The sequence below is a fragment of the Polaribacter staleyi genome (assembly GCF_038024045.1).
GTDB classification, from domain to species: Bacteria; Bacteroidota; Bacteroidia; order Flavobacteriales; family Flavobacteriaceae; genus Polaribacter; species Polaribacter butkevichii.
In genome coordinates, this window is the sequence record NZ_CP150665.1 from 641203 (window position 1) to 654721 (window position 13519).

Here is a 13519-nt window from a genome sequence, read left to right on the forward strand (position 1 = left end):
AGGTTTAATGCAAGTTTATGCTATATAAATCTTGTTAAATTTGTAATTGTGATGTCATAATGAGAGGCATTCTCTATAGAAACCCCATTTTTAACGATAATTAATTGCGGAGATTGGTGCATCACCTGAAACGTATACCCTACTTCATCAGAAATATCTCTGTAATTTAATAGGTCTAAATAATAGACTTTTAAATTTTGATGTTCTTCGGTAAAAAGAGCTTCGAAGCGTTTAATTACCATACTACTAATTCCGCAACGTGTAGAATGTTTAAAAATTAATACGCTTTCGGTTTTAGAAATTTCTTTTATTTCTTCTAATTGCTCCATAGAAGTTAAAGGAAGCCATTTTAAGTATGACACTTTTGCTTCTTTTTCCTTACCTTCATCATTACCTCCAAAAATCTTATTAAATATACCCATTTGATGTTTTTTGTTATTTGTCGGTGTAAATATAGTAAACTTTCATTAGACAAAAAGTCAGTAAAAACAACGCTTTACAGACAATTTGACTTACTTTAAACTTAAAAAATAGATGGTATTAAAATTGCTTTATAGCTATCAAAAAAAAACAAAAACTTAGAAAATGAATTTTAACAATTATACAACAAAATCGCAAGAGACCATACAAATGGCGCAACAGATTGCGCAAGGTTTTGGTCATAATCAAATAGAAAACGAGCACATTTTTAAAGCTTTAACGCAAGTAGATGAAAATGTTTTGCCGTTTCTTTTGAAAAAATTGAACATCAATATTACTATTGTAGAACAAATTTTAGACAAACAATTAGAGAGTTTGCCTAAAGTTTCTGGTGCAGAATTAATGCTATCTAGAGAAGCAAGTAAAACATTAACAGAAGCAGCTGTAATTGCTAAAAAAATGAAAGATGATTATGTTTCTATAGAGCATTTAATTCTAGCTATTTTTAAATCTAAAAGTAATATTGCGCAAGTTTTAAAAGACCAAGGTGTTACAGAAAAACACTTACAAGCCGCAATAGACGAATTAAGAAAAGGAGAAAGAGTAACTTCTCAAAGTCAGGAAGAAACCTATAATTCTTTAAATAAATATGCTAAAAACTTAAACAAATTAGCAGAAGATGGTAAGTTAGACCCTGTAATTGGTAGAGATGAAGAAATCCGTAGGTTATTACAAATTTTATCTCGTAGAACAAAAAACAATCCAATTTTAGTTGGAGAACCAGGAACCGGTAAAACTGCAATTGCAGAAGGTTTAGCACACAGAATTGTAGATGGAGATGTGCCAGAAAATCTAAAAGGAAAACTTATTTTTTCTTTAGATATGGGAGCTTTAATTGCAGGTGCAAAATATAAAGGAGAATTTGAAGAGCGTTTAAAAGCGGTTATTAAAGAGGTAACTACTTCTGATGGTGATATTGTACTTTTTATTGATGAAATTCACACGTTAGTTGGTGCAGGTGGCGGACAAGGTGCTATGGATGCAGCTAATATTCTAAAACCAGCTTTAGCGCGTGGAGAGTTGCGTGCAATTGGTGCAACTACGTTGGATGAATACCAGAAATACTTTGAAAAAGACAAAGCTTTAGAAAGACGTTTTCAAAAAGTTATTGTAGATGAGCCCGATACAGAAAGTGCCATTTCTATTTTAAGAGGTATTAAAGAAAAGTATGAAACACACCACAAGGTTCGTATTAAAGATGAGGCTATTATTGGTGCTGTAGAATTATCTCAGCGTTATATTACCAATCGTTTTTTACCAGATAAGGCCATTGATTTAATGGATGAAGCGATGGCAAAACTGCGTATGGAAATAAATTCTAAACCAGAAGAGCTTGATGTTTTAGACAGAAAAGTGATGCAGTTAGAAATTGAAATTGAAGCCATTAAACGTGAAAAAGACGAAACCAAGTTAAAATCTTTACGCTCGGATTTAGCAAATCTAAAAGAAGAACGTAATGAAATGAATGCGAAGTGGAAATCTGAAAAAGAGGTGGTAGATAATATTCAGAATGCAAAAGCCTTAATAGAAGATTTAAAAATTGAAGCAGAAAAAGCAGAACGTGATGGCGATTATGGTAAAGTAGCCGAAATTAGATATGGTAAAATTAAAAAAGCGCAAGAAGATTTAGAAGCTTTTCAAAAAGTATTGGCAGAAAATCAATCTGAAAAATCTTTAATTAAAGAGGAAGTAACCTATGATGATATTGCGGAAGTTGTTGCCAAATGGACTGGAGTTCCGGTTACAAAAATGATTCAGTCTGAACGTGAAAAACTGTTAAGATTAGAAGCGCAATTGCACAAAAGAGTGGTTGGACAAGAAGAAGCTATTGTTGCTGTTTCTGATGCCGTAAGACGTTCTAGAGCTGGTTTGCAAAACCCTAATAAACCTATTGGTAGTTTCTTGTTTTTGGGAACCACCGGAGTTGGTAAAACAGAGCTAGCAAAAGCCTTGGCAGAATACCTTTTTGATGATGAAAACGCTATGACACGTATAGACATGAGTGAATACCAAGAAAGTCATTCTGTAAGTAGATTGGTTGGTGCGCCTCCGGGATATGTTGGTTATGATGAAGGTGGTCAATTAACAGAAGCTGTTAGAAGAAGACCTTATTCTGTGGTACTTTTAGATGAAATAGAAAAAGCGCATCCAGATACTTTTAACGTGTTGTTACAAGTATTAGATGAAGGAAGGTTAACAGATAATAAAGGACGTGTTGCCGATTTTAAAAATGCCATAATTATTATGACTTCTAATATTGGTAGTCATATAATTCAGGAGAAATTTAGCGATCCAAAAGCAGATTTAGATTCAGTAACCGAATTGGCTAAAATAGAAGTTTTAGCATTGTTAAAACAATCTGTAAGACCAGAATTTTTAAACAGAATTGATGACGTAATTATGTTTACGCCATTAACCAAGGGTAATATATTTGAAATTGTAAAATTACAAATAGAACACTTAAAGAAAATGATTGGTAAGCAAGAAATTACTTTAGATGCAACAGACGAAGCTATTAAATATTTAGCTGAAAAAGGATATCAGCCAGAATTTGGAGCAAGACCCGTTAAAAGAGTTATTCAGAAAGAAGTTTTAAACCAGCTTTCTAAAGAAATATTGTCTGGTAAAATTACCACAGATAGTATTATTTTAATTGATGCTTTTGATGATCAGTTGGTGTTTAGAAACCAGTCTGATTTAATTGAAAGTAATTAAAAAAATAATGTCATTTCGAGGAATAAAGCAATCTTTTATTTGTTACTAAAGCCTCTAACACAGACATTATTAATAGTGAAGTTCGTAAGGAAAAAGTGATGTTTAAAAACATCACTTTTTCTTTTTTAAGTATATTCGTTCTTTAAAATAACTTTTATGAAGAAATTTTTACTCCTTTTTGTTTTTACTTTTGCTTTTCTAACTTCTTGTACTTCTAATGAAACTACAACGTATTATTTAATTCGCCATGCAGAAAAAGACAGAACAGATGGCACAAATAGAAATCCTAATTTGAATAAAATAGGACAGGAAAGAGCAAAAAAATGGGCAGATCATTTTAAAAACATTCATTTGGATGCTATTTATTCTACAAATTACAACAGAACCTTACAAACAGCAACACCAACAGCAGAAAGTAAAAATTTAGAAATTATAAAGTACAACCCTAGAAAAATGTACGATTCTATTTTTCAGCAAGAAACAAAAGGAAAAACAGTTCTAGTAGTTGGTCATAGCAATACAACTCCTGCTTTTGTGAATAAAATTTTAGGAGAAAAAAAATACAAAGACATCGATGATAATGACAACGCTAGTTTATACACTGTAACAATTACTGGTGATAAAAAAAACTGTAATATCATAAAAGTAGATTAGTTATTTATTTCTTAATTAATTAGCGCAATTGTAAGGAACAAAGCAATCTGTTGATTCTTATTTAGAGATTGCCACAGTTTACAAAAAAGTAAACTTAGCAATGACAAAATAAAAAACGTTGCGTAATATTTATGTTCTAAATACGTATAAATAGCAGTCTGTTTTTAAGATTTAGATTGATAACAACTTTAAAATAATTTTCTAATTCTAAAACAAATTAGCAAATTTCTAGCCCTGATTGTAGCATTTGTTTGAGCTCTTTTTTACTGTCAGTTCGAGTGAATTTTGAAGAATGAAAAATTTGTATCGAGAACAGAAGTAAAAAAAGCAAGTGTCTTTCGACTTCGATCAAGATAAACTCCAAGTAGGAAATAGCTTCAAAAAAATATTTTTTTAAGTTTAATTTTACTCTAAAACTTTTACCTCAATATCTTTTAAAACAATTTCAGAAACTTTTTTAAGTTCATTATTTTCATAAGCTTTGTCAATATCAACCAGAGAAACTTCTTTATTTAAAGGCTTGTAATTATGAAAATCTACAAAACGAATTCCGTTTTTTACACATTGCTCTTTTAGAACTCTAAACCTTTTACCACCTTCGTTTGTATGATATGAATACCCTAAATAATCTACTAAAAAATCTTCTTTACCAATCCAATAAATAAAAACATCTTCAAAATCTTCTCCTCCTCCATTTTCAGAAAATGTAACTTCTATTTTGTAATATTCTTTTCCTTTTATAGTGGCTGATGGCAATAGTTTTTTATTTACAGCTTTGTCATTTAACCCAAAAGGCAACACAGAAAAATAATGTACAGAATTTACGGCATTAGCATATTTAGAAGAATCTACTTTAGACAGTTTTTGCTCTTCTAGATTGATAAACCTTTTAAAACCGTCATTTGTTAAACCATCTATAACAGAATCGAACTCTCTAATTAATTTATAATTACCGTTTTCTCGATAAGCAACATACTCTTTGTCTCTAAATTTGAATTTAATTTCTGAATTAGCCACCTTGTCTGCACCTGAATACACAATAGTTTTATCTATAATTTGCTGTGCAGTTAACTTGTTTTCAGATGGTTTACAAGAAATTAAAAAAGCTAAAAAAAGAATTGCTAAATACTTCATTGGTTTTGTTTTATTGAGTGGGTAATAGATTTCAAAATTACATTTCTTTGACCAAAGTAAAAATGTATCTTTGTTAAAATTATTTAAATAAAAATCAGTCAATGGCTGTTCAGAAAAATATAAACATAAAGAACAAAAAAGCACGTTTCGAATTTGAAATTCTAGACAAATACGTGGCTGGAATTCAGTTAACAGGAACCGAAATTAAATCGATTCGTTTAAGTCAGGCCAGAATTACAGAGAGTTTTTGTGAATTTAATGAAGGCGGAGAATTGTTTATTGTTAATATGTACATTCAAGAATACATGTTTGGGCATCACTTTAACCACAAACCTAAAAGTGAGCGTAGATTGTTAATGAATAAACGCGAATTACGCTCTTTAAGAAAAGACGTTGAAGCCAAAGGAAATACCATTGTGCCTTTACGCTTGTTTATTAATGATAGAGGTTTTGCAAAGTTAGAAATTGCCTTAGCAAAAGGGAAACAAACACATGACAAACGAGAAGTTTTAAAAGATAGAGACAACAAACGAGATTTAGCACGAATTAAAAAGAGCTTTAACGGATAATGGATTTTTTAAGGCTAATTCGTTATAAAAACCTCTTTATGGTTTTATTAACAATGGTTTTAACCAAGTACGCGTTAATAGATTCTATTTTTTTTAGCAACATTAGTTTTAAAAACTACACGTTAATTCACACGACTTATTCAGGTATTACTTTAACCCATTATCAATTTACATTACTAACTTTTAGCGTTCTATTAATTACGGCTGGTGGTTATATTATTAATGATATTTTTGATATTGATACCGATAAAATAAACAAACCAACGAAGGTTTTTATAGGAGATTCTATTTCTAGAAAAAATGCGTGGTTTCTTTATGCTTTAACTAGTATTTTAGGATTATTTTTAAGCATATATGTATCTATAACTACAGAAAACACAGAATACATTTTTATCTTTTTAGGAACCATTTTAGTGTTATTTTTATATTCTAAATATTTAAAAAAAACACTACTATTTGGTAATTTAGTAGTTTCTATTCTTTTAGGGTTGGTTATTTTTATAACCGTATTATTTAATGAACCCAATGCTCATAGCAGTAATCTTTTAGAAGTAATTAGTAACCTTAGTACCAGTTTTCATTTATTAGCGACAGCTATTATCTATATTATATTTTCTATTCTAACCAATTTTATTAGAGAAATTATAAAGGATATAGAAGATGTAAATGGTGATTTAAAAATAAAAGCAAAAACTTTACCCATTTTAATTGGAAGAAAAAGAGCTTCTAAAGTCGCTTTTTTCTTTAGTGCTATTCTATTAGTATTTCTATTGATTGTGCTTCAGTCTTTAAAAGAAGACTATTTACTTTTAGGTTACGGAATTGTGTTTATTCTACTTCCATTCCTTTATTTTATGTATAAATTATGGATTTCGGAAACGAAGAAAGACTTTTCTATACTAAGTAGTTTGATGAAAATAGTAATGCTTTTTGGTATATTATCGATGGTATTGTTTAAAATAAAATAATAAAAACAGATTGCTGCCTTTGCAGTAATAACGAAAGAAACAAATGTTAAGAGAAAAATTAAAACAATACAACGTAATACTAGCCTCAAAATCTCCAAGAAGACAACAATTCTTTAAAGATTTAGACATCGATTTTAAGATTCAGCTTAAAGAGGTAGAAGAAATTTATCCTCCTGAATTAAAAGGAACAGAAATTACCGATTTTTTAGCCAACTTAAAAGCACAAGCATTTAGTAATTTATCAGAAAACGATTTATTAATTACTTCTGATACCATTGTTTGGTTAGAAGAAAAAGCATTAGGAAAACCAAAAGACAAAACTGATGCTTTTAATATGTTAAGAGCTTTATCTGGCAAAAAACACGAAGTAATTACATCGATAAGTATAAAAAGCAAATTTTTTAAGAAGATTATAAATGATCTAACTACCGTTTCTTTTAAAGAGCTTTCTGATGATGAAATTAATTATTACATTAAGAATTATAAACCTTTTGATAAAGCAGGTGCATACGGAATTCAAGAATGGATTGGTTTTATAGCTATTGATAATTTAGAAGGCAGTTATTTTAATGTAGTAGGTTTACCAGTTCATAAACTTTATAAAGAATTGATGAATTTATAAAACAAAAAAACTATTTGCAACCTATTAATCAAATAATTACGAAATAAAAACCAAAAAAGGTAACATACTATACAAACTCATTAAAGCTATTGTTTTTTAAGGCTTAGATACCAACTAATTTTGCACCCGCAAAATAAAAACAATAATGATCAGAAGTAATCAAAAAACAAACGCAGAAAACAAAGTTGGAACTCCAGCAAAAAATTATAGCCAAACAAGTTCTATCGTTTGGAATTTAAAAAGACGTTACAGATAAATAAAGTCTATCAATTAAATACTAGTAAGCTCTTTTTTATAAAAGAGCTTTTTTTATCTTAATTTTAGAAGCTTTTACCTTTTTTAGAGCTTTTTAAGATCCATTTTTAACCGATTAATCATTCTTTTATAAGTCTTCATCGTTTAATTTAATGAAGTCTTACTTCTTAATAAACTTTTCTCTTCTCTAAAGTAAAATAAAAGTTTATTTTTACGCAAATTTTACAACACAATACAACACTATTATATAATGAAAAAATACACGTACACAGAAAAAAAGGATACTCGTTCAGGTTTTGGAGATGGTTTAACAGAATTAGGTAGAACAAACCCAAACGTAGTTGCCTTATGTGCAGATTTAATTGGTTCTTTAAAAATGGATCAATTTATTGAAGAAAATCCTGAGAGATTTTTCCAAATTGGTATTGCAGAAGCAAACATGATTGGTATTGCTGCTGGTTTAACAATTGGAGGTAAAATTCCTTTTACAGGAACATTTGCTAACTTTTCTACAGGTAGAGTGTACGACCAAATTCGTCAATCTGTTGCATATTCTGGTAAAAACGTAAAAATTTGTGCATCTCACGCCGGAGTTACTTTAGGAGAAGATGGAGCAACACACCAAATATTAGAAGATATTGGTTTAATGAAAATGTTACCAGGAATGACCGTTATTAATACGTGTGATTACAACCAAACAAAAGCAGCAACGATTGCAATTGCAGATTTTGACGGACCTGTATACTTACGTTTTGGTCGCCCAAAGGTACCTGTATTTATGCCAACTGATGAAAAATTTGAAATTGGTAAAGGAATACAATTAACAGAAGGAACTGATGTAACAATTGTTGCTACAGGTCATTTAGTTTGGGAATCTTTACAAGCCGCAGAACAATTAGAAGCAGCAGGAATCTCTGCAGAAGTAATTAACATACACACCATAAAACCTTTAGATGAAGAAATCATTTTAAAATCTGTTGCTAAAACAGGGTGTATTGTTACTGCTGAAGAACATAATAAATTAGGTGGTTTAGGCGAAAGTGTTGCAAGAACATTAGCGTTAAACACTCCTACTCCACAAGAATTTGTTGCTACAGATGATACTTTTGGAGAATCAGGAACACCAGAACAGTTAATGGCTAAATATGGTTTAGATGCTGCTGCAGTTGTTAAAGCTGTTAAAAAAGTAATTTCTAGAAAATAAATGCGTTTTAAGTTTAAAGCGTACTTGTATTAACTTTAAATAAAAAAATGATGAAAAAAGTAATTTTGATGATGTTTTTGGCTCTTGGTTTTAACCAATTGTCAAATGCTCAAGTAGATTTTGGTATTAAAGCTGGTGTAAACTACAATAATGGTGGAGACGACTCTGTTGAAAGTTTAGGAACTGATGTAATTGATGGAGCGAAAGCTAAATCTGGTTATCATGCAGGAATTTGGTTTCGTGGAGACATCCCTGTTTTAGGTTTATATGTAAGACCCGAAATAGTGTATACAGAAATAAAAAGTGAATACGCTTTTAATAGTGTAAAAACAGATTACGACTTTAAGAAAATTGATGTTCCTGTTTTATTAGGTAAGAAATTTTTAGGAGTTGCTAATGCATTTATAGGACCTTCTTTTCAGTATATTTTAGATGATAATTTTAAATTTGAGAATTTAACTACAGATGAATTTGATAAATTTTCCGTTGGCCTTCAAATGGGGGTTGGTGTAGAACTTGGTCGTTTAGGAATTGATGTACGTTGGGAAAGAGGTTTATCTAACACAGAGGCAAAATTTGCAAATAGCATCACTGTAGATAACAGAACAAATCAAATTATTTTTGGTCTTTCTTTAAGATTATAAACAAACCATTTAATAAATAAATAAATAAATAAATAAAAGCTCTTGAAAATTTCAAGAGCTTTTTTTATGCCTAGTATTGAGATAACAATAAGTGATTATAGTCTAAACAGTTTTAACACTTTCTAAAACTTGTTCTCTTTATCTTTTTTTAAACAGACTCACTTTTCATTTTCAATGAACTAATTGAGAGCAATTAAAGCACATCAAAAGTATTTTAAGTATACCTATTTCAATTAACCTTACTTAAAGAGATCCCATTACATTTTAACAGACTTCACTCTTAAATCGTTATTCTAGTGCATAAAAAAAAGACCCTTAATTTCTTAAAAGTCTTTTTTTTGTCAACCTATATTTATTTTAAGTTGGTATAGGAATCTAATTGCAATCTTTTATTAATACTTTATTTTATATCCGGATTTAGATAATCTGGTAAAGTTGGATTATTTGTATCGCTAAAATCATTTGCAGGATTACCATCTTTATTTGCATCTTCATTGATTGTTAAAACACCATCTCCATCATCATCTGTATCAAAATAATTAGGAACTCCGTCTAAATCTGTATCATCATCTCTAGGTTCTCCATTGCCATCAGCATCTTCATTTATAGAAGCAACACCATCATTATCATGATCTGTTCCTTTTACAAAATCATACAAATCAATGTAAAAAAGTAAACATTCATTTGCAGCAATACTTCCGCTACCAATATTTGCATAGGCTAAACCAGAAGGAATAAATAAAACCCCCTTACCTCCTTCTGCATAAGTAATAGGGCCATTATCTGTTACGTTATTACCACTTTTAAAATTGGTAAAACCATGAGACCAACCTCTAATAACACCGTTAAGTGTAAACCAAACCCCATCGTTACTATCAAAAGAACTACTTATGCTGTCTGTTTCTACAATTCTTTGTCCATAATATTTAACAAAAACAGAATCCATTACTGTAGGATATCCTTTATCTATTGTTGGTGTACCTATTTCATTGACATAATAATATAATGTATAATCAATTTCATTTTCGGTAATACTCATCGATTTTAACTTAGCATCATCATAAAGCGCAGTTGCGCCATCAACCAACGTTTTAACTGAATCTATAGAAGTATCAAAATAATGCTTTTTTAGAAATTGAACTAAAGTATCATTATCTATTAAAGCCTGAGCTTCATGATCAAAGTTATCTACCTCTGTAGAACTACTACTTCCACAAGAATATAGCAGAATTGAAATAATTGCAAAAGCAAAAATATTTTTTATTTTATTCATTTAATCTTTAAATTTGAGCACGCAATTTACCAATTTTATACCTTTGTAAAAAGACAAACATTATATTTTAACTATTTTTATGAGAATTGATAAATATTTGTGGTGTATTAGAGTTTTTAAAACAAGAAGTTTGGCAACAACAGCTTGTAAAAAAGGACAAATTAAGATAGCCAACAGTAGCGTAAAACCATCTAAAGAAATTTTTGGTGATGAGTTGATTTTAGTTAGAAAAAATCAAATCAATTATCAAATAAAAGTTTTAGATTTACCCGTAAGTAGAGTTGGTGCAAAATTAGTAGATCTTTATAGAAAAGATATTACCCCAAAAGAAGAGTTTGAAAAAACAGATCTTTTAAAATTTGCAAAAGATTATTATAGAAAAAAAGGAACTGGTAGACCTACAAAAAAAGACAGAAGAGATATTGATAATTACCAAGACGATACAACAGAAGAAATATGACAACATCAGGTAGCATTATATTAAATAAACTGCAAATTTCTCAAAAAATTAGAAGAATTGCATATCAGATATACGAAACAAATAGTTCAGAAAAAGAAGTAATACTAGCAGGTATTGTTGGTAATGGATATATTTTTGCTGAAAAATTAGTAGAAGTTTTACAAGAAATATCTCCTTTAAAAGTAACTATTTGTAAAGTAAATATTGATAAAAAACATCCTTTAAAACCTGTTTCTACTTCTTTAGATGTGACAGACTACAAAAACAAGTCTTTAATTTTAGTTGATGATGTTTTAAGTTCTGGAACTACTTTAATATACGGAATTAAGCATTTTTTAGATGTTCCGTTAAAAAGATTTAAAACAGCTGTTTTAGTAAATAGAAATCATAAAAAATACCCTGTAAAGGCAGACTTTAAGGGCATTTCTTTATCTACTTCTATAAAAGAACACATACAAGTTGAGTTTTCTACAAAAGAAACTGAAGCTGTAGCATATTTAGTTTAGTAATTGCTCTAATTCTTCTGCTACTTCTTTTTTAGTTTTGTGATCTATTTTTAGGGTTGTTTTTGCTTGCTCGTAATAAGGACGTCTTTCAAAAAGATGTTTTGCAACAAATTCTGGTATTTTATCATCACCTAAAGAAGCAATTAGAGGTCGTTTACTTTTCTTTCTAATAAGGCGTTCAATCATGGTTGCAGTGCTACCTTCTAAATAGATTGATAAAGTATCTGCTTTATTAACTTCTTCCATATTATTAGCGTAACAAGGCGTTCCGCCACCTAAAGCAAGGATAAAATTTTCATCTTTAGCTAAAATTTCTTTCAAATAGGTATTTTCTATCAACCTAAAGTACACCTCTCCTTTGGTTTCAAATATTTTAGAAATCGACATTTTTTCTTTCTCAATAATATAATCATCCAAGTCTAAAAACTTCATAGACAACTTTTTAGAAAGTCGTTTACCAATACTTGATTTTCCCGAAGCCATATACCCTAATAATACTATTTTCATTGATTTTTATTTTTATGCAAATATCTGTAATTTTTTTTCAATTTAATGCTAATAGTTCCAATGTTTGATTGTATATTTGCAACCGGTTTACAAAACTGACCTGGTAGCTCAGTTGGTAGAGCATCTCCCTTTTAAGGAGAGGGTCCTGGGTTCGAGCCCCAGCCCGGTCACAAAAAAAAGGTTAAGCACATGCTTAACCTTTTTTAATTTATTAAAAGCGCACGTGGCGAAATTGGTAGACGCGCAGCCTTGAGGGGGCTGTGTTCGCAAGAACGTGGAAGTTCGAATCTTCTCGTGCGCACTTTTACACTTCTTCTAAGCCTTTGCCTTTTTTAATTACACTAAACACTATCTTATTTTATAACAAGCAGATAAGTTTACCGCTATAATTTTATCACCAGTAAAAAAACAGTATGTTTTTACAATAAAATTAACCTTTTTAAGCGCTTTTATTACTATTATTGCAATATGCAAAGACTATTATATATTTTGTGCTTATTCGCATCGCTAAGTGCATTCTCTCAAAACGACACCCTACGTGTTAAAACCTTAAAAGGGCAAATTATTCACGCAAAAACTAAAAAAGTTTTAAGCGCTGCACATATATTAAATTTAAATAGCGTACAAGGTACAATTACCAATGATAGAGGTTTTTTTGAAATACCAACAAAAGCTAATGACACTATTTTGGTTTCTTATTTAGGTTTTGCATCTATCAAATTAAAAATTACAAACGATTTACTAAAAGGTAACGAGTTACTAATTGCTTTGTATGAAAAACCAGAAGAAATTAGAGAAGTTGTTATAAAATCTACCCAATTAATTGGTGTTTTAGAAATAGATGTAAAACAAGTGCCTAAAGATCGATTTACAAGAATTAAAATTAATGGACTACCACAAACTTATGAAGTTGGGAAACCTAAAGGTAATGACTTCTCATCACCGATTGCTGCCTTATTTCAGCCAGTTGATTTCTTATACAATCTGTTTGGTAAAAAACCAAAACAATTAAAAAAATTACAAAAACTAAAAGACGAAGACAATTTACGTAAAATGCTATCTGGTAAGTTTGACAGAGAGGTTATGATGGAATATCTACAAATGGATAGACAAGAGCTTACTGAGTTATTAACCGACTGTAACTACTCTGAATACTTTATTAAAAAGGCTTCTGATTTACAAATGATTGAAGCCGTACTGGATTGCTACGAAAACTACAAAGCACTTAAAAAAGGAAAGATTGAGCGTGATAAAATTCCTGTAAAGAATTAATTCGTTTAACTAGAATCATAAATATTTAAAAGCCTTGAGGTAAATTCACTCAAGGCTTTTTTTATACCTATTGAAAAAGGTCAAAAGCACGAATACTTTTGACCTTAATCAACTATTAAAAACTAACTTAACTATAACTGTAAATATCTTGTACTTCTTTAAAATGATACTTTACCCTTTGTAGTAAAGGTATTTTATCTTTGTTTCAATAAAATACACTTGTATAAAACTTTATTTTTATACTTACCTCTCATCA

Annotated in this window: 14 protein-coding genes and 2 tRNA genes; 12 read left to right on the forward strand and 4 right to left on the reverse strand. The window is 29.8% G+C overall.

The window, feature by feature from the left end:
* Positions 1 to 20: 20 nt before the first annotated feature.
* The gene (gene ytxJ, locus WHD07_RS02520) at positions 21 to 422 is read right to left on the reverse strand and encodes a bacillithiol system redox-active protein YtxJ (RefSeq protein WP_343329919.1); all 402 of its coding nucleotides are present in this window, start codon (positions 420 to 422) and stop codon (positions 21 to 23) included.
* 163 nt (positions 423 to 585) lie between these two features.
* Here ytxJ and clpB point away from each other — a divergent pair, with 163 nt between their 5' ends.
* The gene (clpB, locus tag WHD07_RS02525; RefSeq protein ID WP_343329920.1) at positions 586 to 3195 is read left to right on the forward strand and encodes an ATP-dependent chaperone ClpB; all 2610 of its coding nucleotides are present in this window, start codon (positions 586 to 588) and stop codon (positions 3193 to 3195) included.
* Positions 3196 to 3351: 156 nt separating this feature from the next.
* Positions 3352 to 3849, forward strand: a complete 498-nt coding sequence (locus tag WHD07_RS02530; RefSeq protein ID WP_343329921.1) for a phosphoglycerate mutase family protein — start codon at positions 3352 to 3354, stop codon at positions 3847 to 3849.
* 405 nt (positions 3850 to 4254) lie between these two features.
* Here the strand turns inward: WHD07_RS02530 and WHD07_RS02535 are convergent, their stop codons facing one another.
* A complete protein-coding gene (locus tag WHD07_RS02535) occupies positions 4255 to 4983 on the reverse strand; it encodes a DUF6503 family protein (protein WP_343329922.1) in 729 nt (242 codons plus the stop codon).
* 101 nt (positions 4984 to 5084) lie between these two features.
* Between WHD07_RS02535 and smpB the strand changes: the two genes are divergently transcribed.
* The 5 genes from smpB to WHD07_RS02560 all read left to right on the forward strand — a co-directional run bounded on the left by smpB (position 5085) and on the right by WHD07_RS02560 (position 9245).
* Positions 5085 to 5552 carry an SsrA-binding protein SmpB gene (smpB, locus tag WHD07_RS02540; RefSeq protein ID WP_105048769.1) on the forward strand — a complete coding sequence of 156 codons (468 nt, stop codon included), beginning with the start codon at positions 5085 to 5087 and terminating at the stop codon, positions 5550 to 5552.
* A gap of 38 nt (positions 5553 to 5590) precedes the next feature.
* Complete coding sequence (locus tag WHD07_RS02545) at positions 5591 to 6520, forward strand: geranylgeranylglycerol-phosphate geranylgeranyltransferase (protein WP_343329923.1); 930 nt, start codon at positions 5591 to 5593, stop codon at positions 6518 to 6520.
* Between the two features lie 43 nt (positions 6521 to 6563).
* Positions 6564 to 7142: a Maf family nucleotide pyrophosphatase gene (locus WHD07_RS02550; RefSeq protein ID WP_343329924.1), complete on the forward strand. Its 579-nt coding sequence runs from the start codon at positions 6564 to 6566 to the stop codon at positions 7140 to 7142.
* A 505-nt stretch (positions 7143 to 7647) separates the two neighbouring features.
* Positions 7648 to 8601, forward strand: a complete 954-nt coding sequence (locus tag WHD07_RS02555) for a transketolase family protein (protein WP_343329925.1) — start codon at positions 7648 to 7650, stop codon at positions 8599 to 8601.
* A gap of 50 nt (positions 8602 to 8651) precedes the next feature.
* The gene (locus WHD07_RS02560; protein WP_422897655.1) at positions 8652 to 9245 is read left to right on the forward strand and encodes an outer membrane beta-barrel protein; all 594 of its coding nucleotides are present in this window, start codon (positions 8652 to 8654) and stop codon (positions 9243 to 9245) included.
* A gap of 400 nt (positions 9246 to 9645) precedes the next feature.
* Here the strand turns inward: WHD07_RS02560 and WHD07_RS02565 are convergent, their stop codons facing one another.
* Complete coding sequence (locus tag WHD07_RS02565) at positions 9646 to 10518, reverse strand: FKBP-type peptidyl-prolyl cis-trans isomerase (RefSeq protein WP_343329927.1); 873 nt, start codon at positions 10516 to 10518, stop codon at positions 9646 to 9648.
* Positions 10519 to 10597: 79 nt separating this feature from the next.
* On the opposite strand from WHD07_RS02565, the gene WHD07_RS02570 reads away from it, so the two are divergent.
* Together WHD07_RS02570 and WHD07_RS02575 are read left to right on the forward strand one after the other, a co-directional pair.
* Positions 10598 to 10978, forward strand: a complete 381-nt coding sequence (locus WHD07_RS02570) for an RNA-binding S4 domain-containing protein (protein ID WP_105048776.1) — start codon at positions 10598 to 10600, stop codon at positions 10976 to 10978.
* Positions 10975 to 11484, forward strand: a complete 510-nt coding sequence (locus WHD07_RS02575) for a phosphoribosyltransferase family protein (protein WP_105048777.1) — start codon at positions 10975 to 10977, stop codon at positions 11482 to 11484. The genes WHD07_RS02570 and WHD07_RS02575 overlap by 4 nt, the downstream gene beginning before the upstream one ends.
* Here the strand turns inward: WHD07_RS02575 and WHD07_RS02580 are convergent.
* A complete protein-coding gene (locus WHD07_RS02580) occupies positions 11476 to 11991 on the reverse strand; it encodes a shikimate kinase (RefSeq protein WP_343329928.1) in 516 nt (171 codons plus the stop codon). The two genes, WHD07_RS02575 and WHD07_RS02580, sit on opposite strands and share 9 nt — an antisense overlap.
* Before the next feature lie 97 nt (positions 11992 to 12088).
* Here WHD07_RS02580 and WHD07_RS02585 point away from each other — a divergent pair.
* The 3 genes from WHD07_RS02585 (at position 12089) to WHD07_RS02595 (ending at position 13263) form a co-directional block, all read left to right on the forward strand.
* Positions 12089 to 12161, forward strand: a tRNA-Lys gene (locus WHD07_RS02585).
* 47 nt (positions 12162 to 12208) lie between these two features.
* Positions 12209 to 12292: transfer RNA gene (locus WHD07_RS02590), tRNA-Leu, on the forward strand.
* Between the two features lie 167 nt (positions 12293 to 12459).
* On the forward strand, positions 12460 to 13263 hold the full coding sequence (locus WHD07_RS02595; protein ID WP_343329929.1) for a carboxypeptidase-like regulatory domain-containing protein: 804 nt from the start codon (positions 12460 to 12462) through the stop codon (positions 13261 to 13263).
* Positions 13264 to 13519 lie beyond the last annotated feature (256 nt).

Bases quoted from the DNA above. Each gene is read 5' to 3' on its own strand.
- ytxJ (WP_343329919.1), bottom strand. From the start codon at position 422: ATGGGTATATTTAATAAGATTTTTGGAGGTAATGATGAAGGTAAGGAA.
- clpB (WP_343329920.1), top strand. From the start codon at position 586: ATGAATTTTAACAATTATACAACAAAATCGCAAGAGACCATACAAATG.
- WHD07_RS02530 (WP_343329921.1), top strand. From the start codon at position 3,352: ATGAAGAAATTTTTACTCCTTTTTGTTTTTACTTTTGCTTTTCTAACT.
- WHD07_RS02535 (WP_343329922.1), bottom strand. From the start codon at position 4,983: ATGAAGTATTTAGCAATTCTTTTTTTAGCTTTTTTAATTTCTTGTAAA.
- smpB (WP_105048769.1), top strand. From the start codon at position 5,085: ATGGCTGTTCAGAAAAATATAAACATAAAGAACAAAAAAGCACGTTTC.
- WHD07_RS02545 (WP_343329923.1), top strand. From the start codon at position 5,591: ATGGTTTTATTAACAATGGTTTTAACCAAGTACGCGTTAATAGATTCT.
- WHD07_RS02550 (WP_343329924.1), top strand. From the start codon at position 6,564: ATGTTAAGAGAAAAATTAAAACAATACAACGTAATACTAGCCTCAAAA.
- WHD07_RS02555 (WP_343329925.1), top strand. From the start codon at position 7,648: ATGAAAAAATACACGTACACAGAAAAAAAGGATACTCGTTCAGGTTTT.
- WHD07_RS02560 (WP_422897655.1), top strand. From the start codon at position 8,652: ATGAAAAAAGTAATTTTGATGATGTTTTTGGCTCTTGGTTTTAACCAA.
- WHD07_RS02565 (WP_343329927.1), bottom strand. From the start codon at position 10,518: ATGAATAAAATAAAAAATATTTTTGCTTTTGCAATTATTTCAATTCTG.
- WHD07_RS02570 (WP_105048776.1), top strand. From the start codon at position 10,598: ATGAGAATTGATAAATATTTGTGGTGTATTAGAGTTTTTAAAACAAGA.
- WHD07_RS02575 (WP_105048777.1), top strand. From the start codon at position 10,975: ATGACAACATCAGGTAGCATTATATTAAATAAACTGCAAATTTCTCAA.
- WHD07_RS02580 (WP_343329928.1), bottom strand. From the start codon at position 11,991: ATGAAAATAGTATTATTAGGGTATATGGCTTCGGGAAAATCAAGTATT.
- WHD07_RS02595 (WP_343329929.1), top strand. From the start codon at position 12,460: ATGCAAAGACTATTATATATTTTGTGCTTATTCGCATCGCTAAGTGCA.